Here is a 24,125-nt window from a genome sequence, read left to right as displayed (position 1 = left end):
CGATCACAGGAATGAGTTAATCTCTTGAACGAACGAGATCAACAGTGAGAAACAGCGGAATAGATGTCCTATGGAGAGACGGCGAACGCATTTTCTGTCGAGAATGGCGAACAAACAGTAATGGCGAGCAAACGAGGGTTTTCACCGTCAGCACCTTGGCTGCGACCCCGTCCGCTGAAAGCCTGGCCCGTCTTTCTCATGAATATGAATTAAAAGATCGGCTTCACGGCGCATGGGCACTTTGCCCTCTCTCGCTCGTCAATCGAAGTGGGCGCATTGCATTGCTGCTCGAGGACAACGGCGAGGAACCTCTCGAGGCTCTCCTCGGGACGCCTCTTGAGCTTGGCCGCTTCTTGCGGCTCGCCATCAAGTTGACCGAGGCGCTCGCTTGTGCTCATCAACAGGGACTCGTCCATAGAGACCTGAAGCCCGTGCATATTTTCATTGCGCTCGGCGATGAGCATGTCCGGCTGACCGGATTCGGAATTGCGACACAGCTACAGCGCATCCGGCGTATGTCCGAACTGCCCGAATATGTCGCAGGCACTCTTGCCTACATGGCGCCGGAACAAACTGGCCGCATGAATCGTTCCGTTGATGCGCGCAGCGACTTGTACTCGCTCGGTGTGATCCTCTATCGCATGCTAACGGGCTCGCTCCCATTTAGCGCATCAGAACCTGGCGAGTGGATTCATTGCCATATAGCGCGAACGCCAGTACCTCCAGAACAAGGACTAGCTGACATTCCTGCCCAAGTCTCGAATGTCATCATGAAGCTGCTCGCGAAACCCGCGGAGCATCGATACCAGACGGCAGTCGGTCTCGAACATGACCTGCGGCGCTGTCTTGTGGAATTTGAAACGAATCACCAGGTCGTTCCGTTTCCGCTAGCAGAGCTAGATCTATCGGACCGTCTGCTCATCCCTGAGAAGTTATATGGTAGAGAGGAGCAAATCAGAACGCTTGCGACGGCTTTCGATCGCGTCGTCCGGAGCGGCACTCCCGAGCTGGTACTGGTGTCCGGGGGCTCCGGTATCGGCAAGTCTGCGATTGTTGGAGAACTACGTAAGGTCCTGATGTCAACGCATGCGCTATTTGCATCAGGAAAGTTCGACGAGCGTAGGCGAGACATCCCGTACTCGACATTGGCACAGGCCTTCCAGGGGCTTGTACGCCAATTGCTCGGGAAAAGTGAGAACGAGTTACGAGGATGGCGCAACACTTTTCTGGAATCAATCGGACCAAACGGCAGGCTCATTACCGATCTCGTGCCTGAACTCGAGCACATTATCGGTGAGCAACCGATGGTACCAGAACTCCCTCCTCAACAGGAAAAAGGTCGCTTTCAGCTGGTATTTCGTCGGTTTGTCGCGGTTTTTGCGAGACCGGAACATCCGCTAGTGCTTTTTCTCGATGATCTGCAATGGCTCGATGCTGCAACGCTGGACCTCATTGAGGACATGACAACGCGGCTAGACCCGCGTCATATGCTTTTACTCGGTGCCTTCCGCGAAAATGAGGTCGATGCGCTTCATCCGCTTTCACGGACACTGAAATCAATGAGAGATGCAGGAACCGCAGTCACTGAGATTCGTGTCGATGCCCTTGAGCACCATCATCTGGCGCAGTTAATAGCGGATGCGCTGCGCTGCGGTCTCGAACGCGCCGCATCGCTTGCGCGGCTAGTGCATACGAAGACAGATGGTAATCCGTTCTTCGTGGGTCAGTTCTTGAATGCTCTGGTGGAACGCAACGCGATTGTTCCCGATCGCGCTTCGGGAAGTTGGCATTGGGATGTTAAAAACATTCAGGCGTCGCGGCACACGGACAACGTCATTGAACTGCTGGTCGAAAAAATCAAGCGTCTTCCGGACGAGTGCAAGGAGGCACTACAGGAGCTTGCATGTCTGGGCAACACGGGAGATGTTCTGGTCATCTCCAGAATTCGACAGTCAACTGAAAAAGATGTGGATGCGGATCTATGGGAAGCATGCCAGTTGGAACTTATAGAACGCCTGCCGGATGGGTACCAGTTCGTCCACGATCGGATACAGGAGGCCGCGTACTCGCTCATACCCGAGCAAACACGCGCACAGAAGCACCTGCAAATAGGAAGACTTCTCGTTGCACATACTCCCGCGGAGCATCTCGAGAAAGCGATCTTCGACATAGTCGGGCAACTCAATCGGGCCGTCAGTCATATCGTGACGGGCGAGGAACGCGAGCGACTGGCTAACCTTAATCTGATCGCCGCCCGGCGTGCAAAAGCATCGTCAGCTCACACTTCTGCACTTAAATATCTCATCGCGGGGGCCGCTCTATTAGAGGAGAATAGCCCGCTTCGTCTACGCGATTTGACATACGCACTCGAATTCGAGCGTGCAGAATGCGAATTTCTGACGGGTGAACTAATGGCCGCGGACGCGCGCCTCGCGAGGCTGTACACCCTTGCTGTCGGTACAAAGGAGCGCGCCGCCGTCACCTGCCTGAAGATGGATATTTGCACCGCACATGGCCAGAGTGATTGTGCGATCGCTATCGCGCTGGACTTCCTGGCGCACGAAGGCATTCACTGGTCTGCCCATCCAGCGGACGAGGAGGTGCGCCGGGAGTACGACCAGATCCTGCATATTCTGAACAGTCGGCCTATTGATGACATCCTCAGGGCCCCATCCATGGAGGATCCAACATCGTTGGCTGTCATGGAGGTACTAATCAAGGCGCAGACGCCTGCCATGTTCACGGACCTGAACCTCGCGTCGCTAGCAGTCTGCAGAGCAGTAAGCATCAGTCTCGCGCATGGCAATAGCGATACGTCATGTTTTGCCTATGTAATGTTCGCGCGCGTTGCGGGCCCACGTTACGGCCAGTACGACGCGGGCTTCCGGCTTGGTCAAGTAGGATTCGATCTCATCGAACGGCAGGAAAACAGGCGATTCCGTGCGTCGACGATTCTGGTGTTTGTGTTCGCCGGCCTCCGCTGGATCAAGCACGTTCGGTCGAGTAATGCCTTGATCCACCGCGGCTTCACGGATGCAAACAATATTGGAGACCTGCTGTATGCCTCGTACGCTCGGAACAATCTGAATTCGCATCTTCTCTTTGCCGGTGACCCATTGGACGATGCCGAGCGCGAAGCCGAGTGGGGACTCCATTTCGTGCGAAACGCACGCTTTGGGCTCGTCGAACACATCATCGCGACTCAACTTGCATTGATCAAGGCGTTACGTACGTCAGGTAAACAACCTGCTTGCCTCGGCTATGACGACATGGACGAGCACCAGGTCGAGCAATACCTGTCGAACAGCCCTGCCTTGGCTATCGCTCAGTGCTGGTACTGGATTCGCAAATTGCAGCTGCGTTATCTGATCGGGGATTATCCCGCCGCGGTCGATGCGCTGTCCAAAGCACGCACGCTGCTCTGGACATCCCCGCTTTTTCTCGAGGAAACGGACTTTCATTTTTATGCGGCGCTTGCGCTCTGCGCATGGCTGACCGGTAAGCCGATCGAAGAACGGCAACAGCTGTGCGAAACGATTGCTGCTCATCATCGACAGCTCGAGATCTGGGCGCGGAATGGCCCGGAAAACTTCGAGGATCGGGCCGCGCTCGTCGGCGCCGAGATAGCGCGCCTCGAAGGACGAGACCTCGACGCGGAACGCCTTTTCGAAAAGGCAATTCGCGCCGCGCAGTTGAACGGCTTTCCGCACAATGAGGGCCTTGCCAGCGAACTCGCTGCGCGCTTTTACACTGACCGCGGCGTGGAGATTGTTTCACACGCCTATCTGCGCAACGCCCGCGGCTGCTATCTTCGCTGGGGTGCCAACATCAAGGTCCGGCAACTCGAGGAGTCGCATCCGCATCTAATCGCACACGAAACCATCACATCACCCGACACCACTTTCGGCGCGACTGTCGAAAGTCTGGATCTTGGCACTGTGCTTAGGATGTCAAAAGCGCTATCAGTCGAAATGGACTTCGAGAAGTTGATCGACACGATCATGCGAATGGCCATGGAGCATACCGGTGCTGCACGTGGTCTCCTGATGCTTTCGCGAAGGACGGGTTTATATGTCCAGGCCGAAGCCGTCACCTCGAGCGACTCGGTCACGGTGAGGTTCTGTGATGAGCCCATAAACGATACGACCCTGCCCGAATCGGTTCTTAATTACGTTGCGCGCACAAGACGCAATGTTCTACTCGACGATGCTGTGTCGGACGTTTCGTTTTCCGCCGACCCTTATATTAACGCGCAGCAGGCACTCTCGGTGTTGTGCCTTCCGCTGGTCAACCAAGCCAATCTGATCGGAGCCATATACCTCGAAAATCACCTGGGCCCGGGAATCTTCGTATCCAGCCGGATTCCCGTGCTCAAGCTGCTTGCATCGCAGGCGGCGATCACGCTAGAGAACGCCCGGCTGTACCGCGATTTGTTCGAACGCGAAAGCAGGATCCGGCGTCTCGTGGACGCCAATATCATCGGAATTTTCATTTACGGAAGCCAAGGCACCATCACTGAAGCCAATGACGCATTTCTTCAGATCGTCGGATACGACCGCGATGACTTTCAGTTCGGCGGAGTGCGGTGGACAGATCTGACTCCTCTGAATTGGGCCGAACGTGACGAGCAGATTTGGGATCCCAAGCTGAAACGCGACGGAACGTTACCTCCATTCGAGAAGGAGCTTTTTCGCAGGGACGGCCGCCGTGTCCCGGTATTGCTGGGCGTCGCCAACTTCGAGGGGAGTATGGACGAAGGTGTTGCCTTCGTGCTGGACCTGACTGAGCAAAAGCGCGCTGAAGCGGAAGCCAGTGAAAGCGAGTCGCGATACCGGGAAGTGCAATCGGCGCTCGCCCATGCAAATCGGCTGACGACAATGGGGCAACTGCTGGCGATGATCAGTCACGAGGTGAAGCAGCCTCTCGCCGCGACAATCACACTTGCGGACGCGGGGCAGCGCTTTTTGGACCGCGCCGATCCGAATGTCGACGAGGCACGTCAGGTATTCTCGCGTATCCGACAGGGCGGAATTCGGGCGAACGATGTCCTTGATCGCATTCGCAGTCTGGTCAAAAAAGCACCGCCGCAAAAGGAGACACTTGATATTAATGCGGCAATTCACGATGTCGTTGCCCTTTCACGGGCCGAAGCGAGTCGCAAGGGCGTTATTATGCAGACGCAACTCTGCGAGGCGCTACCCCTCGTTGAAGCAGATCGGGTTCAGCTGCAACAGGTCATACTAAACCTCGTGTTCAATGCAATCGAGGCGATGAGTGAGGATTATGACGGTCCGCGGGATTTGGTCATTAGTACTAGTCGGAGCGACGATGAAAGCGTTACCGTTGCTGTGAGCGATACGGGCCCCGGTGTCACTCAAGCGGACATTGAGCGGCTCTTTGAGCCGTTCTACACGACAAAAACATCGGGCATGGGGATGGGTCTGTCAATTTGCCGCTCAATCGTGGAAGCGCACGGGGGAATCTTGCGCGCATTCACTAATGCGCGAAGAGGCGTAACTTTTGAAGCTTCCATACCAACGAAGAAATGGGACGCCGATTGACCCTGTCAATGCCGCGCACCCGCGAGCGGGAGGCGGCCGCCTGAACATGCGGCAAGGTAAGGCCGCAATATTGCGGCCCCAGACTGCTGACAAAGTCCTCGCCAAGGGCTGGGGTTTTTGATTCAGTGTGGCATGCTTCGCAAACCCTCGCCGCAACAGACCGCTTTGGAGATGGTAAGTCTCGACGGTCTGGTTCCGAAGGATCGCCTGCTTCGCAAGGTCGATGCGGTGATCGACTTTTCTTTTATCCATGATCGGGTTGCCGGACTTTACTGCGCGGACAACGGACGCCCCCGCTCGATCCGACGCTGATGTTCAAGGCGCTGTTCATCGGCTACCTGTTCGGTGTGCGCTCCGAACGGCAATTGGTGCGTGAGATCGAAGTCAACGTCGCCTACCGCTGGTTTCTGGGGCTGAAGCTGACTGAGGCGGTATTCGATGCCTCGACGCTGAGCCAGAACCGGCGCCGGCCGCTACAACGACACACAGGTGGCCCAGGACATCTTCGATGCGATCGTGGAGCAGGCAATCGCCAAGGGGCTGGTCGATGGCACCGTGCTTTATACGGATTCAACGCATCTGAAGGCCAGCGCCAACAAGAACCGCTGCGACAAGGCGGTCGTTGCCAAGTCACGCGCGGATTATTGGGATGCGCTTGATGGGGCGATCCAGGACGATCGCGAGGTTCACGGCAAGAAAAGAAACCGCTACCGGAGAAGGAGCGCCACCCGATCGAGAAGGAGAGACCAAGGTCTCTCGGACCGACCCGGAGGCCGGCTACATGGTGCGTGAGGGCAAGCCGAAGGGCTTTTTCTATCTCGACCATCGCACGGTCGATGGCAAGCTCGGCATCATCACCGATAGTATAGCGGGCGTGCGACCACACTAAACGCGCGTTGCTGAAGAGAGGATCTCGGGTGATAGCCGCCGAGACCTCGGTGCTCGTTCCTATGCAGCGCGCGGCTGAATTAGGCAAACATGTAAGACTTCTCTATCAGCGCCCGAGTAAATTGCTAAGAGAAACGGGGCGCGTGCCGGAAGTAACAGAACTTGCCAAGCGCGGGCTCATATTGGAGCAATGCGATGACCTCCACGGCAAATTCTTGCTCTGGGACGAAGACAGCCTAGCAGTCTCTAGTTTCAATTGGTTGTCTACGGTTGCCGATGGCACTCGGGTTTCTGGGGTATTCATATCCGGTCCATCGCTGAGGCAGTGCCTCGCTGAACAAATGCTTGCGGCTTCGGCTGGAAGAATAGACCTAGTTCGAAAAGAGGAAAGCCAAGGAATGCTGGACTTGAAAACGACTCCTTTGACCGGAAAGGTTTGAAGGTGAGATCGGCTGCGTTCCTGACGATATCAGTGTGCTGAGACGTGTTCCCAAGGCGAAGCGAGAACGCGAAGCTGAAGAAGCTTTTGGCCAAGCAGATGCTTGGTGCAGATCCCTTTCAAAAATGGCAGAGCCCGCCGCCAAGCGCGCTCAGGTGGCGCATCCGCAATGAGCCTGTCGGGCGGCGGGCTTACTCGATCGTGGGCGCGGTCGGAATATGATCCGTTAGCGCTCCAACCCTCCTCCGGACGCGGCTCTCCGTCGCCGGCTGCGTGACCTCGTCAACGGGTGGCGACGTTTTGGCTATCGTCGGTTTGGCGAATTGTTGCGGAGCAAATCCGTCATAATCGATTTTCGATGAAGGAGCGTGATGCGTTTGTGCTTAAATTGTGAGAAGCGCGCCGAGGCTCGGTGCTTCTTGCTTTTTCATTGCATTATCCTTGCCTGCAATTGTGCCGTTATGTCCGGTGGCAGCCGCAACATTGAAGTTAAACCGAGTTCATCAGGAAAATGAATGGCGGCTCGGACTGATAAGGTTTGGTCGCAAAGCTTATCAGTGCGATCATATCGTTGGCGAGCCAAAACGAGCAGACCAAGACGTTAAATAGATCGCACACGGGGTCAGTTCGCCAACTGATAAGCTTTCGAGCAAAATAGAGACGGTTCGTGTCTGGCAAGCTTTTAGCTGAAATTATCAGTCGGGGGAGGCCCGGTATCAGTCGTGTGGAATGCTTGCTTTTCGAGGGCGAGACAGATCACTCAGGGACCAGATCTGCGGGGTTTAGGACAAGAGAGGTGGGTGGAGTTTTATCCTCAAGTGTGATCCTCTTCACAATATAACGATGGTGAGTTCGTTTACGATTGAGCGCGCTTAGATAAGCGGTTGTTCGTCGAGACGATGTCTACTCCAACTATAAGGCCACGACTTTCAACTGGCGAATTTGGAAGCAGACATGGCTGCAACCCATTTTTTGCCCAACGATCTCCTTCCGGTGAAACTGCTCGGCCGGATACACGGAGCCGATGGCCATCGGCCCAATTCGGTCGAATTTTCAGGCGTCGCAATGTTTGTCGACGTGTCGCGATACACAGCCTTGGTTGAACAACTGGCCCGGCGCGGACGTGAAGGGCTTGAAGACTTACCGAGATTGCTCAGCATTTCATACGGTCGTTGCTCGGAGTATATCGCGGATCACGGAGGAGAAGTGCTGTATTTTGCCGGTGATTCGCTGCTGGCATATTGGGATGCAAACTCAAATCTGGGCGCGGCGGTCCAATCGGCGGTCAATTGTGCGGAAGCAATCTGCAAGGCGGGCAATGAGCGACGCCATGACTCCGAAAGCAAAATTACGCCTTCGCTTCATATAGGCATCGGGGTCGGCCGGCTTTGGGCCGCAGCTCTGGGCGACCAGCCGGTGTGGAATCTTATCGCTGGCGGCGAAGCTGTCGTCCAGGCAGCAAATGCACAGGCAAATGCTCGTAGCTGGAGTTACGAATTATCCGACGCGGCCAGGCTGAGTTTGGCCGAGTTTCCGCCCCGCATTGATAGCTTGGGTCAGCAAAAGGAAAGCGGTCCGGCGGACCCGGATATCGATTGGATGGCAGCATTCTTGCCTCTGCAAGTCAGGGAATACGTCGCTGCTCCTGCGTCAGTCTCGAAAGCATTTCAGGGTTTGGTGGCGGAGCCCCGGCAGAAGCCTGCACCGTCCCTTTCCGACCTTACCGAGGTTCGACCTGTATCTGCAGTCTTTGCGCGGATTGTTGGTCTTGATTGCGCGGGTGATTTCTCCTTGCAGCGGCATCAGGAGCTATGCGTTGCCCTGCAAGGTATCACCAGAACCTTCGGTGGACCGCCGGGCAGCCTTGTCTATGACGACAAAGGATTAGTCTTCTCCACGACATTCGGTGCTCGGGGCAGCTTTCATCGAGACGATGCCCGACGCGCCGTCGATGCTGCCCGCACCATCAATGAAACCCTGCGTTCGCTGCGACTGGCATCGTCGATTGGCGTTTCAACTGGCGAAGCGCTGTTCGGCCTGGCGGGGAGCGAGCGGCGTTGCCAATTCATGCCGCACGGCGCCCCGATCAACCGGGCGGCTCGGCTGATGATGGCGGTTGATCGAGGTATCCTGTGCGATGCGCCAACGGAGCGCGCGACACGATCTGCATTCCGGTTCGAGCCTCGAGGGACCCTTCAGTTAGCGGGTCTCGGAGATATGGCCGCGGTTTTCAGTCCTATGGAATCGCAAGCAACCCCGTCGGATCCGGCCCCTTTGGTCGGCCGGCGCACCGAATTGACGTTGCTGAACGGCATCTTCGAAGAAGCACGGACCGGGAGCAAGCGGCTTGTTGTCGTCATGGGCGAGTCCGGGATAGGAAAATCGTCGTTGATAGCTTCATTTGCCGAGCAATTGCGAACCCAAGGCGCGACTGTTGCCGTCGCATCAGCGGAGCGGGACGACCGGCGATCTTCTCTTTTGCCATGGAGAAGGTTGCTGGTTTCACTCTTGCACATGAATCAGAATGCAGACGGCGCCGACGTCCTGGAAACCATTAGGTCTCGTGTCGCCAACGATCCAAAAATGGTCGAGCGACTTCCCCTGCTCGATGCGGTGTTGGGTACCAAAATCAGAGAGAGCGAAAGTACGCGCCATCTCCAAGGTGCCCACCGCGGTGATGCCACAATGCGGCTTGTCGGCGAGTTGGTTGCCGTTCTCATTCCCACGACAGCGGTCTTGATCTTGGAAGATAGTCATTGGCTGGACTCGGCGTCCTGGCGACTTGTCGAGTGGGTATCGGCCAACCAATCGGCGCTATTGATGGTGCTCTGTGTAAGATCCGAGGAGATACCGGAGGAACTTCGTAGTTTGCAAAGGCGGGCCGAAGCGAGAAGCAATCCCCCGGGAAGTGACTTCGACGATCCCGCCCGATCTTTTCGTGTTATTGCTCTCGAAGAGCTCAACGACCCGGAGATACGTGAACTGACGAGACGTACGCTCGGTGATGCTGCGCCTGAACGCGAGTTGGCGGACCGCATATGTTCGTTGGCGGGTGGCAACCCCCTGTTCGCCGAGGAGATTGTACTTACGCTGAAGAGCGAGGGGCTGATAGCCATCCGTCAGGGCTTGTGGCGCTCGCTTCGTCCTCTGGACGAACTTCGATACTTCGAAGGAATTGATCGAGTTATACGCGAGCGCATCGACTTGCTGCCCGCGAGGATGCTCGACGTTCTAAAGGCAGCTGCCGTCATTGGGCGCTCGTTCTCGTTACGGCTTCTCGAACTTCTTCACAAAGATGCATCGAGCCGAATGCTCCTTTCGGCGCTCGATAAACTCATCGACGCAAATTTTGTAAGCCGGAGTAATGCAGATAGCCTTTATGTATTTCGTCACGACCAGATTCGCGATGTCGTCTACGGTTCGATCCCCGCTGAGATGCGGCAGAACCTCCATGGGATTCTGGCCGACTCGTTGGAGGCCGACGCAGCAGCTGCGACGGGGACGGACATCGCCACTCTTGTTCAACATTTTGAAGCGGCCGGCAAATCCGAGAAGGCCGTGGCGTACGCCGAGATAGCGGCGGCAAAGGCGCTCCAGGTCGGGGCATATCGTGAAGTCGAGGCGTTCCTGGCCATATGTTTCAGCTATGAGTCCAAACAGTTTCCGCTCACGGAGCAGCAGAGAACGCGGGCCGTTCGCTGGAGAATACAGCTTGCGGAAGCTCATTATTGCCGGGGAGACATTCACGCCCAAGGGGTTGCGATCAGGCGAGCGTTGACGCTGGCCGAGGAGCCCATGCCCCGATCCCTTGCCGCAAATATTCTGCAGATAGCCAAGAGCTCGGCGAAGCTGCTCCTGCAGCAATTGATCCCCGTTTCTGAACCATCAACGGCCATGAAGAAATCATGGGAGCTGGAATTGTCCCGGTGTCACGGCCATGCAGGAACAGTTGACTATTTCGAGCTTCGGTATGTCGAGGGTATGCGTCATCTTGTAGAATCCGTCGTCCACGCCGAGCGAGCAGGAAACTCGACCGAGTTGGCTGTTTCGGCGTCCCAGTTTGCATGCGGTCTGGGATTTGCCGGTTACAAGAGAACTTGCGAATACTTTTTTCGAAAGGCGGAGCGCGCCGCGATTGCAATGTGTGATCCGGCGATACACTCCCATGTATACATGTTGGACGCTCTTTGGAGGGTCGGGCGTTGCGATTGGGAGATGGTCGACTATCGAGTTCACAAATCTCAGGAGTTAAGCTTGGCCGCCGGGGATCAATTGCGGTGGTCGAATGCTCAGGTTATTCGCTTCTGGTCGCTGTTCTACAGGGGAAACTGGGGATCTCTGGAAGAAATCGCTCAGGGATTGCTGACGCGCGCTCAGAGCAGCGGAAATATTCAGCAGGAAATCTGGGCCTTGCGGTGCAAATCGATGTGCGCGCTTCACGCCGATCGTCCCCGCGAAGCAACGGAAATTTTGCGCCTCATAACATCGGCGATGCTGGGGTCTGCTGATCTGGCCGCACATGTGTCGTCGAAGGGCTCGATGGCCTTGGCGCTTGCCCGAATGGGATCGAACGACGAAAGTATTCAGGCAGCGACCGACACACTGCGAATGTTACGTGGAATGCGTCGGCCGACATCCCACAGCACGCTCGTTGGTATAGCGGGTGTGTGTGAAGTCTTGTTGCGTGGGCGGGAAGCGGGGCTGTCGAGAGATTACGATTTGTGGTCCGAATGGGAGTCGGAGGCGCTGCGCGAGCTCAAGCGCTACAGCAACGTGTTCCATGTCGGAATACCGCAATACGGCTTATGGTCCGGAGTCGCCTTTTGGCTGGAAGGCGACCGCGATCGGGCACTGGCGATATGGAAGCGGGCATTGTCGGATGCCAGCCGACTGTCGTTGCGACAAGACGAGGCAATGATCGCAGCCGAGATCAGACGTCGCCAGGAGCGGCTTTGACTGGGTGTGCGAATTCAACGAGGCAGCGCTGCGCGTCTCGATGCGAGTGGTTGGGGCAGATTGAATGACGCGGGATCACGATTGTTCACGAGCCGGAGCGATGGCGTCGCGCCAAACCGCCTGGCTATCTCGCGGCCTAACAGCGCTAGTCGAAGACCTGTCGCTCTTGGACGAGGGCGGCAACAGGCCGGACTATGACTTCGATGTGGTCATTGTTGGAAGCGGCTACGGAGCAGCTGTGGCGGCCGATGAGCTGGCACTTTGCGAGGACGAGTCAGGGAAGCCGGTAACGGTCTGCATCCTCGAGCGTGGCAAGGAGTATCTTGCCGGCAGTTTCCCGTCCAATCATGCTGAACTTGCCGGATACGCTCGATTTGCTGCGGCAGGTGGATCTCGGCAGCGCGGAGTTCACGATGGTTTGTACGACATTCGCGTCAGTGAAGATGCTGTTGTTGTGGCGGCGTCCGGCCTTGGCGGCGGTTCACTGATAAACGCAGGCGTGATGGAAATGCCCGTGGACGAGGTGTTTCAGGAAGCACGCTGGCCAAGAGCTATCCGGAACGACGCCGGCAGGTTTGCCGGATTTGCTGATGAGATGCGTCGCCGGCTGGGAGCCCGGCCTTTGCCGTCACCTGTTATTCGCGGCCTGACCAAGACCACCGAGCTCGATCGGCTGGCCGAGGGGAAGGGTAGACCGACGCATATCACGGTCGCTGCAACAAATGGTCCAAACGAAGCCGGCGTGGAAATGAACGCGTGCCTTTTGTGCGGCGATTGTGCGACCGGATGCAATCACAATTCAAAAGAGTCGCTCGACCTTAATCTGCTGGTCTTGGCGAAACGCAGGGGTGCAGATGTGGTCACAGGTGCGACCGTGCTTCGCGTCGGGCCATACGCAGCGGGAGCCCCGGGTTGGATTGTTTATGTTAATCATACGGAAGCCCATCTCCGCGACCGCCAGCCGGCCGCATTCGAGATCCGGGCCAAGCGAGTCATCCTTGCTGCCGGCACGCTTGGGTCGACCGAAATCCTCTTGCGCTCGAGAGCTGCCCTGCCGCTTTCGGGACAGCTGGGCCACAAGTTCTCGGCAAATGGCGATATGCTGGTGACCGCCTATGATCTGTCGCGGCCGGTCAACGCAGTAGCGGATGAAAGCTCGCCGCCTGATGGCGCAGGTGCTTCGACGTTGCAGGGGGGGCGCGCGATTGGACCGACGATCACGTCGATGGTCGACTTGCGTCGTGGAAATCCAGAATGCGATTTGGTCATTCAGGACCTGGCAGTACCCGGAGCGCTTCGCCGCTTTTTCGAAGAAGTCACGACGACGTTTGATGTGCTCAATCAGTTGGGAACAGGGGATTTCGGATGGCATCGATCCCAAGCGCTACCGGATGATGCCGCAGTCAGCCCGGATGCGATACGGAACTCGCTTATCCTCGCAATGATCGGACGCGACAGTGCCTCGGGTCAACTGACCGCAGGCGATGAACCTATTTGCGACAATGCGGATGGGCTCCTTACCGTACGATGGCCAGAACTTCGGATGGACCGTCGCTTTGAAGACCATCATTGGCGTCTGGCGGAAATGATGAAGAAAGCCGGCGGCGGAGGCCGAATGGTCAACAATCCGCTTTGGCGTCCCTTTTCCGAAGAGCTCGAGCGACTTTTTGGGCGGCAGCGCGGACCGCTGCTAACCGTGCATCCGCTCGGCGGCTGTGCGATGGGGGACAATTGCCGCCAAGGCGTTACCGACCACTGCGGCCGCGTTTTTGACGTGGACGGTCCCGGCGACAAATCGGTGCATAAAGGCCTGGTCGTTCTGGACGGCTCGATCGTGCCGACTTCGCTGGGAATCAATCCAGCTCTGACAATTTCCGTTCTGGCTCTTCGGGCAATTACCCAGCTCAAGGAAGAGTGGAAACTGAAGCCTCGCTCGAGCCCGAAAAGCTCTGCCTCTCCCGAGGCGCGGCCGATTTTTGCCTCCCCAACCACCATCACAAACCCAAAGCCGACTCTGATTGAGTTGACAGAGCAGCTTCGAGGCCACGGCTATTTCCGGACGGGCATGGGGCGCAAGCATAAATGCGCGTTGCAGCTTACGCTTACGACAGCGCCGGCTCCGGTAACTAACCTTGTTGCGGATCGCGCGCTTGGTCTGCGAGGCTTTGAGATTCCGCCTGATAGGGGCAATCTCGTCATTCTCAAACCAGGAAAGGAATTTGATCGCGTCTCGGATATGACAAATCCCGAGGATGTCGCGCTTGAAGCCCGGATGCAGGGACGCTTGAGGTTGTTTGCTTACGAGCCAACAAATCCGATCTTGCGGACGGCGCGGGCCGTTCTCGCGTGGATCGTCAATCGTGGATTGCGCGATCTCGTGCAGTGGGCGATCCAGTCTGTCCTGGAGCTTCTCGACCTGCGGCCACAGATTGATCGGCCAACGACTCGGTATCTGTGGTACCAGAGATTTGGGAGATTCTGCGAGGGCATATTGCGTGTATGCTCGCGCGCAGGGGCTGTTCGGCTGATCGAATATGACTTTCAGATAGAAAAAGTCCTGTCTGCGCGCGGTTTCGATCCTGCGCTCTTTGATCAGCAGCTGGTTCGCGCGGTCAAGCGTATTACGTACGGCAGGGCGGCAAGCCCTTTTACTCAATTATTGGAGATGTCGCTCGAAAAGTTCCCGGAAATGCGAACAGGACTATTCGGCAAGGCTCCTGTGCTGCAGTTGAACAAGCGCTATCTTGCACGGCAGCAAAGTGCGCTCCTGCGAGTTGTCGACCAACAGGATGGCACTACGTCGCTGCTCGATTGCTTTGGCCTTCTGCTCTACCTGTTCCGGGTCACCATACAGCGCCACGCATTGAGTTTTCGGAAGCCCGATGCTCCTCCGGCGCGAACACCGGAGCGGCTGCCGGAAAAACTGGCTGGCTTGCCTGAGCCGGAGATCGACTGGCTGACAGTTGATCACAAAGGCCCGACGCCCGTGCGGATACGTTTGGCGCGCTACGATGGCACCAAGCTTGTCCCGATCCAGCAGGCCCCAACTCGCCCGGTGATGCTGATCCACGGCTATAGCGCCAGTGGAACGACATTCGCCCACGCCGCTATTCCCGGAAACCTGACCGAGACTCTATGCAAGTCCGGACGAGACGTGTGGGTGCTGGATCTGCGCTGTAGCGCGGGGCTGCCGACCGCAACTTGCGACTGGTCCTTCGAGACCATTGCCGGGGACATACCGGCTGCGATTGACCACGTCGCCACTAATGGGAAATTGGAAGCCGGGCAGCTTCCCCGCGTCGACATCGTCGCCCATTGCATGGGAGCGGCCATGTTCAGCATGGCAATCCTCGACGAAGGCGCCCGGCATGACCGGCTTTACCAAAAGATAGGACGGGTCGTTTTTTCGCAGGTTGGCCCCGTGATGATGCTGAGCCGCACAAACGTGCTCGCAGCATACATCATGCGTTATGCGAGACATTTTCTCGCCGCGAAAGAGTACACATTCAGTCCTCGCGAACCGGTGTCGGTCGCCGGTCAGCTTCTTGATCGTGGGCTGGCGGCCATGTCGATGCCTCGCCGCGAGTACAAGCGCGAAAACCCCTTCATTCCTCCGCTGGCAACTCCGTGGGCAGGTACACGGAATCGAATGGACGCCCTGTACGGACGAACCTTCTCGCTCAGGAATGTTTCAAAGAACGTACTTGACGTCATTGATGACTTTTTTGGCCCCGTCAGCATCGAGACAGTCTCCCAGGTTATTCACTTCGCGAGCTCCAACACGATAGCCGACGCGGCTGGCGTCAATCGGTACGTAAACCCCCGCCGGCTTTCGGAACGATTCAAGTTCCCTGTCATGTCCATTCATGGAGAGGAGAACGGCCTGGTTGATGTGGCCAGTTTGGACCTGATGAGCGACGTGCTCGCGCAGGCAGGGGTACCCCATTTGAACCGTGAGGGCAGTGCCAACCCGACGCCCGTCAAGGACATGTTGCTTGACCTGATCTGGTGCGCTGCACGCTTGCTCGACAGGTTGGGGATTGAATTGCCAATCAACCGGATTAGCATCGCTCGAAACAGGCGTCAGGTCGATTCGTTGATCGATCACCACGCAGCCGCTGTGGGGGCCGGTCAGCCTTCTTACCTCACATGGCGAATAGAACGACACGGCCATCAAGATTGTCTCATCGGAAAGCACGCGGCGACCGTTTGCGGTGCGATCGCCAAATATCTGAATGTTCCGGACCAATCAGGTGTAAATCCGCTCTCGCGCCGATCGAAGATCAGCGCCCGGGAGCGCATGTCTTCTTGCCAGGCAGTTGCTCCTGCGTATGGCATACGGGTTCGCGTATTCAGGAAGGTGGGAAAGGTTCGGGTCCAGGCCGCTGACAGTTCTGCGCGCGGTCCGGTGCTGCGAGCATTGATAGTGCCTGTCGAACAGCGCAACTCCCGCTTCGTCTTCCTGGGTGCGAAGTGCGGCCCGACGATCCCCGACGGCTCCAAGGGTCTCGATGAGGCGGGCGTGCGTGTTTGCAAGCCGATCAATACGAGGCGCAAATTGCATCAGAACAATAGGCCATGGCTCTTTGAAATTCCCTATGGGAGCTGGCCGACGCATGCTTCTGCGGCCCTGGTCTTGCTGCTCTATGATCAAGCAGAGGGAATCGGGGGAAATGCGCATCGACCTCCGGCTGCGTCGGTTTTCGGCAACCTCAAGTCACCCGTGGCGAGGGCCATATCGGAAAGTCTGGCCGGCAATACGATCGATGATCTGCGTGGTGGTCTGATTTCGGGCTCACTGGAAGATAACGATGCTCCCGCAGACCGGGTCGCCTTTGCATTTGCAAGCTGTCATTATCCCAATGACATTCTCAATCATATGCCCACGGCCGAAAATGCCTCAGTCGGCGTGGCCGACGCGTCTCTTCTCAGATTGAGCCAGTTGCTTGGGAAGCAAGGCTCGCCATCTTTGCTCCTGATGGCCGGAGACCAGATCTACTCGGATGCGACGGCAGGATTATTCGACCCCAAAGTCAAGGATGAGAGATATCGCATTCCGCACGAACGTCGTGGCGAGAGTCGCGGCTCAAAGGCGGTGATGCAGCGGCTCGACCTGGATGTTCACATGATGGCTGACGACCATGAATTCCAGGACAATTGGGCGCCTAATGATCCGACCATATCCAACGAAGATTTCAAGCGCGCGAAGCTTGCCTATTGTCTTTATGAACGAGCTAGTGCTGGGGAGCAGGACCGTCTTTGGTACAAGATGAGCCACAAGGGGCTGCCCTTCTTCCTCGGGGACACGAGAACCGAGCGTGATCCTCGTACCGCACAGGACTGGCGGGTTGCGAGGATCATGGGATCGAGGCAGTTTAGCAGGCTTCGGGGATGGATCGCTTCGCCTCGATATCGCAACATACCGAAGTTTGTGATGACCGCGGCTGCCTTGCTGCCGCGACGGCTCGCAATGTCTCAATCCGAGTATGGCTTATCGTCGGATGCCTGGGACGGGTTTCCAAGGTCTCGAAACGAACTTCTAAAGTTTATTTGCGATCAGGAAGTCAAAGGTCTGGTCTTTCTTTCCGGCGATGAGCACATCAGCAGCATCACAATGGCTAGCGTAGTTTGCGAAGACACCGGCAGGAGATGCGTCTTCCACTCCATCCACAGCTCCGGTCTTTTTTCACCGTATGCTTTCGCGAATGGATCATCCAATGACTTCATAGAATGCGATTCTTTCGCATTCGATGTCGACTCAAGCAGTCGCTACCGCGTCGAGGTCAAGACGAGTTTTTTTCCAGGCGATGGTTTCGCATTGCTCTCGGCCAAAAAGGATGATTCCGGATGGGATCTGGATGTGCGCTTTAACCGTGAAGGGCGAGTCGGGCAAGAACGAGGTGCGAATCTTCGGCTCATTTGAACTTCGCTATAACAGAACGTCCACATGTGAAAAAGACTGCGGCTTGGGTCGATTTCGGCATTACTCGACATTTGCGCAGGCTTTGCAACGTTAGGCCGATTTTCTCCAAGTCGATTTGCCGACTGATTAGCAAATGCGCAAATAGAGTCAGTCCGCCGATAGATAGCCGTGGTGTCAGCCTACGACTGTTAAGGTTTCATACGAAAGCTTATCAGTTCGGACAAACCGGCGCGATTCGGCCGCGCGCCCCGTTAGCGGACCGCGCCACACTGTTCGCTATGGCGGAACCGCGCTGGCGCGCTTTCACGCGATGGTGTTCGAATAGAGGCTGGCGTGGAAATACTTGCTCGCAGGCGTGAAGTCCTTGTGCCAGCATTGGCCATGAAAAAAATCTTCGATTGCTGCAGCACTTGTGACCGTCTCGTCCGAGGACATGCGTTTCCAATCCTTGGACGGGAACATCTTCTGGGCTCTGAACGGCTTGTTGATGTCCGCAAGGAGGGCTGGCCGTAGCGGCCATTCTGAAAGTTGCCGTGCTGTTCACGAGGATGTAGTCATTGGCCTCTCGCTCGTCAGCGCACAGCGCGCCGTGGTACCGTCGCGATGCTCAGAGATCGCTAAGCTCGACGAGGTCGAGCGTCCAACCTTACGAGAGGGAAAACTGCGCCGCGGTATCTTGCGATTGACTGATTTGTACGGCAAGGCTGCGAAGGGACGAGAGCGCGTCTGCCAGACCTGATCACAGTGTGAGTAGCTGGATCTGGCCTGGTCGACCGCGCTCCGTCGGTGGATGTCTAGAATCCCGCTAGACCCTGGGGACTGTTGTAGGGAATCGGGTTTCGACCAATCTCCGTCAGTCTGCCGCTCGTCTTGTCGAGCCGGTAGCTGACAAGCACCTGAGCATTTCCAAAGATCTGGTAGAAGTACTGGTCGTCGGGAGTCAACCAGCTGTCGCTGGGTCCGCTGCTGACGAGCCCGTTCACGGCGCGGAAGGTGCCGTCGCCCGGTATCGCTTTGTTGGCCGGGTCCCGGAGAAGGCTCAACCGGCCCTCTACGAGCCGGTAGGTCGAGACTGTTCCGTAGCCAAAGTTGGTCGCGAGCACGAGCGAGTTGTCAGAGGTCACCTGCAGCCAGCAGAGCTCAGATGGCTTCCCGAGCGCGGAGTCGATCGGAGCCAACGGGCCGTTGGTCACGCGACCCTCGCCATCAATGCGGCTCACTAGCACGCCGTCCCCTACCGCGAAGCCGTTCAGGAAGGTGTCGTGACTTCGGTTGAGGAAGGCGATGTAGAAAGGCCCCGCGCCGCCGGCATCGGCAAACGAAGCCTCATCGAGCGTGCCATCGTCGTGCACGGGGAATATTACGAGCCCGTCTGGGTCTGGGGCGTTCGCCACGACCAGATTTGGTGATCCGTCCGGGTTGATGGCCGGACGAGCGTCGAAGAGGATATCGACCAGCAGGAAGCGGCCGTCGGGAGACAGAACCGCTTGTGTTGACACCCGATCAGTCTTCGTCGCGGTATTTACCGAATGACGCTCCGGGCTCAGCTTCAGCTTGCCGTCCTCGGCAATCGTGTATGAGCGGATATGGTTGGGGCCGAAGGCATGGAGCACGTATAGTGTTCGACTTTGGGGGCGATAGGCGAGCGATTTCGCCGTTCCGCTGCGCCCGGTTACGGGCTCGCCAGTCGACTGCCGATCGATCACGGTCAGCTTGCCGTCTGGACTTACTCGAAAGCTCGTCACGGTGTTGTCGCCCCCGTTTGTCGCGAACAACAGGGTGTTGGAGTCGGCTAGGATCACGCTGCCAGCGCCCTCGAATGCGTTGGGCGCACTCTCCTGACCGCTGATCGGCTTGAAGACGCCCGAGCCAGCGCCGCCGGTAGGGATGCTCTCGATTAGTTTGAGTTGCCCATCCGCGTTGCGACCGAAGTGCATGATGCGGTTCTGAGTTTCATTCGTCTGCACGTAGACATGACCTACAAGCTCCGAAGCGCGTGCTTCCATTCCGATAGCTCCGAACAGAAGCAGCACGAGCGCTACAAGGAAGAGATTCGACGATCGCGGGCGAGGCATATAATCTCCTTAGGCCCCAGTTCTGACTGGCAGCTTCCAATGCGGTCGGATGAAGTGGCAAGTGTAGCCGTTCGGATAGCGTTCCAGGTAATCCTGGTGCTCGGGCTCGGCCTCCCAGAAATCGCCAGCGGACGAAAGCTCGGTCACAACCTTGCCCGGCCACAGCCCTGAAGCCTCAACGTCGGCGATCGTGTCCTCGGCGACGCGGCGCTGCTCCTCGGTCGTGTAGAAAATCGCCGACCTGTAGCTTGTGCCTCGGTCGTTTCCCTGCCGGTTGAGCGTCGTCGGGTCGTGGATCTGGAAGAAGAACTCGAGCAGGTCGCGGAAGGTCGTCTGACTCGAGTCGAACGTGATCTCGATCGCTTCCGCGTGCGTGCCATGGTTGCGGTATGTGGCGTTCTTGACGTCGCCGCCCGAGTAGCCGACCCGCGTCGAGACGACGCCGGGTAGGCGCCGCACCAGCTGCTGCATTCCCCAGAAGCAACCCCCTGCCAGGATCGCGCGTTCTATAGTCGCTGCCATCGTCAGACCTACTGCTTTGAGAACAGCTTTGAGTACTTGCCGTACCCTTCGCTCTCCAATTGGTCGCGGTGGATGAACCTCAAGGAGGCCGAATTCATGCAGTACCTCAACCCGCCCTTGTCGCGCGGCCCATCCGGAAAGACGTGGCCAAGATGGCTGTCGCCGTGCTTGGAGCGAACCTCGGTCCGTGTCATGCCGTGCGAGCTGTCAACGTTCTCGACGACATTTGCGGCCTCGAGGGGCCGCGTGAAACTCGGCCATCCCGTCCCGCTGTCGAACTTGTCGAAGGACGCAAAGAGCGGCTCCCCGGAAACCACGTCGACGTAGAGACCAGGCTCCTTGTTGTCCCAATATTCGTTGGCGAAGGGATGCTCGGTCCCGTCAGTCTGCGTGACGCGGTACTGCTCGGGAGTCAACTTCGAGACCGCTTCGGGGTTTTTCGTGTAGGTCGGCATTCGCCGTACTCCTTTTTGACGACAATCGTTTCGGCCCTTCCTTCGCCGGCGCAATCGATCGGAAGTCGATCAAAGTCCCATTGACGTCGAAAATCAGCGTGGAGAGCCTTTTCCACCGTTCCATTGAGCTTTCGCGGACTCACCTCGCTTAAGGTCATCGACTTCCGCAACTCCCGTTCACGCTGCGACGAGCCACGGCAAACTGCCAATTCCTTTCTGGAATGCGTTCGATAACTCATCGGCTACGTCGTCGTGAGCGATAGGTAACGCCGCGGCGCCTTATTCGAGTCTCTGAAGTCTTGCGGGAAGGTCTGCCCGCATTTCCGTTGATGCTGATTTACTTTGTGCTGGGATACCGCGTGTCCCGCGAGGCCCTGATCGACCACGAACGAGATAGAGCAGAGTCACAAAAGGCGGATTTGATGCGCGCGGCTTTCCCAATACCGCATTGCTTAAGTGGCAGTAGCCATGCGAAGCTTAGACGCGCTCGATGGGTCAATGATTGCGACTATAACCTGGGGAGGATGTTTGACGTGCTTGGGAAAAGATATGCATTTGCCGCACTAGGTCTCGCTAGCGCGCTGGCGGCCTCGCAGGCGCAGGCCCAATCGGCAAGCAGCAGCGAGCAGGAGATCGCGCTGCTGAAACAGCAATTGAAGATGCTGGAGCAGAAGCTCGACAAGCTCCAGAGCCAGACCGCGGCGAATACGGCGGCCACGGCGAAAGCCAGAGCCGAAGCGAAGGCTGAAGCCAAGGCCGAGGCGCGCTCGGAGGCAAAGGCCGCGGTTGCCAACGCCAATGCGGCGATCCCGGTCAAGGGACCGACGCCGGCCTCCGGCGTCGTCGTGACGATGCCGAACAACCGGCCAACCATCTGCACCGCTGACCAGGCGAACTGCGTCGCCATCACCAGCCGTCTGCATTGGGATGTCGGCGGCTATGACTATCGTCCCGACACCGCGGCGACCGTGCCGCAGAAGCTCGACAGCGGCCAGAACGTTCGCCGCGCGCGCATCGGCGTCACCGGCAAGTTCTTCAACGACTGGAACTTCGCGCTGGTCTACGACTTCGGCGGCTCATCCGATGGATTTGGCGGCACGGCGCCGGGATCCCTTCCGGGCGGTGGCGTCTCCGGCGTGGAGAATGCCTATCTCAGCTATACCGGCTTAAAACCGTTCGGCGGACGGATGGCGATCGAGGCCGGCATCATGGACCTGCCCTACACCATGGACGAAGCCACGAGCTCCAACGACATCATGTTCATGGAGCGCGCCTCGCCCGGCGTGATCGCAACCAACATCGCCGCCGGTGACTTCCGCTCCGCAGCTGGTGCGCGCTGGTTCAACGACCAGCTCTGGATCGGCGGCTATGTCACGGGACCGTCGACCGGTGCGATCCACTCCGCCTCGAGCGCGGCGCCAGCCGGCACCAGCGAGCAATATGGCGCCGTGGCGCGCGTGGCCGGCAATCCGATCAGCGGCAAGGACTATTCGGTGCATATCGGCGCCGACGCGCAGTGGCTGATCCAGCCGCCGCGCAGCCTGATCGCCAACACGCAGACGGTCACGCTCAGCGATCGTCCGGAATTGCGTCTCGACCCGACCACGCTGATCTCCACCGGCGCCATCGCCAATGCCTCGGGCGCGCAGGTCTACAGCGTCGAGGCGGCGGCGACCTACGGCCCGTTCATCGTCCAGGGCGAGTACTTCTGGTACAATGTCGATCGCACGGCCAACACCGGCGTGCCGCTGGTTGGCGCACCGAGCCTGAAATTCCAGGGCGGCTATGCGCAGGCCGGCTACGTGCTGACGGGCGAGGGCCGGACCTACAATGCTGCGAACGCCGCTTATAGCGGCGTCAAGCCGGCGCATCCGTTCTCGCTCGACGGTGGCGGCTGGGGCGCATGGGAGATCGCGGGACGCTTCTCGACGATCGATCTCAACAATCAGTTGGGAGCAGCGACCGGCATCGCCGGCGGCCGGCAGACCGTCTATACGCTCGCGCTGAACTGGTATGTCAACGGCAACGTCCGCTTCATGCTCGACTATCTGCACGGAACGGTGTCGCGGCAGGCCTCGCCGATCTCGACCGCCGATGTCGGGTCGAAGTTCGACGCAGTGGCGATGCGCACGCAGTTCGCGTTTTGAGGGATCTCGCGAGCTTGCCCGAGCGCATTCTCGCTATCTCGTAGGGACACCTCTCACAGCTTCGTGCCGGCGAAGCTCGTGAGAGGTAATGCTCCTACATCGGAGTGGCCATACTGGCGCGCTCTAGTCGACTCTCGCACTCGGCTCGGCGAACGCGTTTACTGTTGGACATATCCCAAGAAAACGACGGCAGATCCAGCGGCGATAAGTGCAAGCATTAGACAAGCAAGAGCAAAGGCGTGCATCTTAGGGCACTCTCAGCTGGATTGTACGGCGTCAGATAAATGGTCGCTGGCTGGGCTTGCAAGCCCGAATGCTTCTGTTTCGACGTCGATAAGGGGTCGTCCCAGGGCACCAACAGCTCTATAGAAGGTGGAAACTTCGGCGGCTGTTGTACTCGATCCTAATTGGTAGTAGCGCGCAACTGGAGCAGTTGGGTCTCTATTTGGGAAACGTCGACCTTGCGATAAAACGATTCTCTGCCGCGCTTCGTCTTAGTCCGCTCGATCCTAGTCGTTCTTGCCTCAAACTGGTACGGCATACGCCAATTTCTTCGCCGGCCGGTACGAAGATTGTCTTCCTTGGGCCACTCGAGCATGCAAAGCCGGCTCAATTTTCCCTGGCGTCCACTGAGCTAGCGGCGGCTACGGCAATGACGGGACACATCTCTGAAGCTCGCCGGCTTTGCGGTGAGAGCTTGAGATTCGATCCCGCTTTCAAGATGTCCAACCTTATAACCCGATTTCGGCAATCCGAATATGTCGAAAGCTTTGAGCTGGCGTTTCGACACGCACGCGTGCCCGAGTGGTGGCAGCCTGTGACCCTGGCTGTTCTCTAATTCCGGGCGCGAGGTCAAGCTCTCCTTGAACATCCTTGCCGGGTCCATGGTTCTCTCCGCGGTAGGGGCGTGCCCTCCGCATGATGGCGTAAGATGACGTTAGCGGATCAATGTGTGAAGCGCGCTTTGCCCTTTCGAGCACCGCAAAGCCAGGGGCGATCTCACCAACGCCAGCGTCCCGGCAGGGACGTTCGCTCCCGCTGTTCGGCGGGAACTCGTTATCCTTTATGCAGGCTGATCAGCAGCATCCTTTGATGACCATTTAAATTCGGTACCATCGATCCACATCCGATGCAGAATGACAGCAAGTTTTCGGGCAAC

At 57.7% G+C, this 24,125-nt stretch carries 9 protein-coding genes and 2 pseudogenes; 7 read left to right on the top strand and 4 right to left on the bottom strand.

The features are described from left to right. Positions 1-44: 44 nt before the first annotated feature. The 6 genes and pseudogenes from BLV07_RS33130 to BLV07_RS33115 all read left to right on the top strand — a co-directional run bounded on the left by BLV07_RS33130 (position 45) and on the right by BLV07_RS33115 (position 17,767). Positions 45-5,561 carry a trifunctional serine/threonine-protein kinase/ATP-binding protein/sensor histidine kinase gene (locus BLV07_RS33130; protein WP_244551282.1) on the top strand — a complete coding sequence of 1,839 codons (5,517 nt, stop codon included), beginning with the start codon at positions 45-47 and terminating at the stop codon, positions 5,559-5,561. Positions 5,562-5,693: 132 nt separating this feature from the next. Continuing rightward, positions 5,694-6,426 (top strand): annotated as a pseudogene (locus BLV07_RS33125) (transposase); the annotation flags it as partial. Positions 6,427-6,478: 52 nt separating this feature from the next. Beyond that, positions 6,479-6,889: a phospholipase D-like domain-containing protein gene (locus BLV07_RS46695; protein WP_143035554.1), complete on the top strand. Its 411-nt coding sequence runs from the start codon at positions 6,479-6,481 to the stop codon at positions 6,887-6,889. A gap of 179 nt (positions 6,890-7,068) precedes the next feature. Further along, a pseudogene (locus BLV07_RS50420) lies at positions 7,069-7,220 on the top strand (IS3 family transposase); the annotation flags it as partial. 622 nt (positions 7,221-7,842) lie between these two features. After that, positions 7,843-11,844, top strand: coding sequence for an AAA family ATPase (locus tag BLV07_RS33120; RefSeq protein ID WP_091894348.1), 4,002 nt, complete (start codon positions 7,843-7,845; stop codon positions 11,842-11,844). 100 nt (positions 11,845-11,944) lie between these two features. Further along, positions 11,945-17,767 carry an alkaline phosphatase D family protein gene (locus BLV07_RS33115; protein ID WP_176945916.1) on the top strand — a complete coding sequence of 1,941 codons (5,823 nt, stop codon included), beginning with the start codon at positions 11,945-11,947 and terminating at the stop codon, positions 17,765-17,767. A gap of 303 nt (positions 17,768-18,070) precedes the next feature. Here the strand turns inward: BLV07_RS33115 and BLV07_RS49810 are convergent, their stop codons facing one another. The 4 genes from BLV07_RS49810 to msrB all read right to left on the bottom strand — a co-directional run bounded on the left by BLV07_RS49810 (position 18,071) and on the right by msrB (position 20,819). Next, complete coding sequence (locus BLV07_RS49810; RefSeq protein ID WP_283806550.1) at positions 18,071-18,202, bottom strand: hypothetical protein; 132 nt, start codon at positions 18,200-18,202, stop codon at positions 18,071-18,073. A gap of 359 nt (positions 18,203-18,561) precedes the next feature. Continuing rightward, complete coding sequence (locus BLV07_RS33110; protein ID WP_091894420.1) at positions 18,562-19,773, bottom strand: lactonase family protein; 1,212 nt, start codon at positions 19,771-19,773, stop codon at positions 18,562-18,564. A gap of 78 nt (positions 19,774-19,851) precedes the next feature. After that, the gene (msrA, locus tag BLV07_RS33105) at positions 19,852-20,364 is read right to left on the bottom strand and encodes a peptide-methionine (S)-S-oxide reductase MsrA (protein WP_091894344.1); all 513 of its coding nucleotides are present in this window, start codon (positions 20,362-20,364) and stop codon (positions 19,852-19,854) included. A gap of 8 nt (positions 20,365-20,372) precedes the next feature. Further along, positions 20,373-20,819 (bottom strand): peptide-methionine (R)-S-oxide reductase MsrB, encoded by a 447-nt coding sequence (msrB, locus tag BLV07_RS33100; RefSeq protein WP_091894342.1) that lies wholly within the window; start codon positions 20,817-20,819, stop codon positions 20,373-20,375. Positions 20,820-21,352: 533 nt separating this feature from the next. On the opposite strand from msrB, the gene BLV07_RS33095 reads away from it, so the two are divergent. Further along, on the top strand, positions 21,353-22,966 hold the full coding sequence (locus BLV07_RS33095; protein ID WP_244551281.1) for an OprO/OprP family phosphate-selective porin: 1,614 nt from the start codon (positions 21,353-21,355) through the stop codon (positions 22,964-22,966). The last annotated feature ends 1,159 nt before the right edge of the window (positions 22,967-24,125 follow it).

The sequence above is a fragment of the Bradyrhizobium sp. Rc2d genome, from assembly GCF_900099855.1.
GTDB lineage: Bacteria > Pseudomonadota > Alphaproteobacteria > Rhizobiales > Xanthobacteraceae > Bradyrhizobium.
The sequence above is the reverse complement of the archived record's forward strand: the minus strand, read 5'-3'. Positions and strand labels throughout refer to the sequence as shown.

Coding starts and splice junctions, on each gene's coding strand:
- BLV07_RS33120 (WP_091894348.1), top strand. CDS start 7,843: ATGGCTGCAACCCATTTTTTGCCCAACGATCTCCTTCCGGTGAAACTG.
- BLV07_RS33115 (WP_176945916.1), top strand. CDS start 11,945: ATGGCGTCGCGCCAAACCGCCTGGCTATCTCGCGGCCTAACAGCGCTA.
- BLV07_RS49810 (WP_283806550.1), bottom strand. CDS start 18,202: ATGTCCTCGGACGAGACGGTCACAAGTGCTGCAGCAATCGAAGATTTT.
- BLV07_RS33110 (WP_091894420.1), bottom strand. CDS start 19,773: ATGGAAGCACGCGCTTCGGAGCTTGTAGGTCATGTCTACGTGCAGACG.
- msrA (WP_091894344.1), bottom strand. CDS start 20,364: ATGGCAGCGACTATAGAACGCGCGATCCTGGCAGGGGGTTGCTTCTGG.
- msrB (WP_091894342.1), bottom strand. CDS start 20,819: ATGCCGACCTACACGAAAAACCCCGAAGCGGTCTCGAAGTTGACTCCC.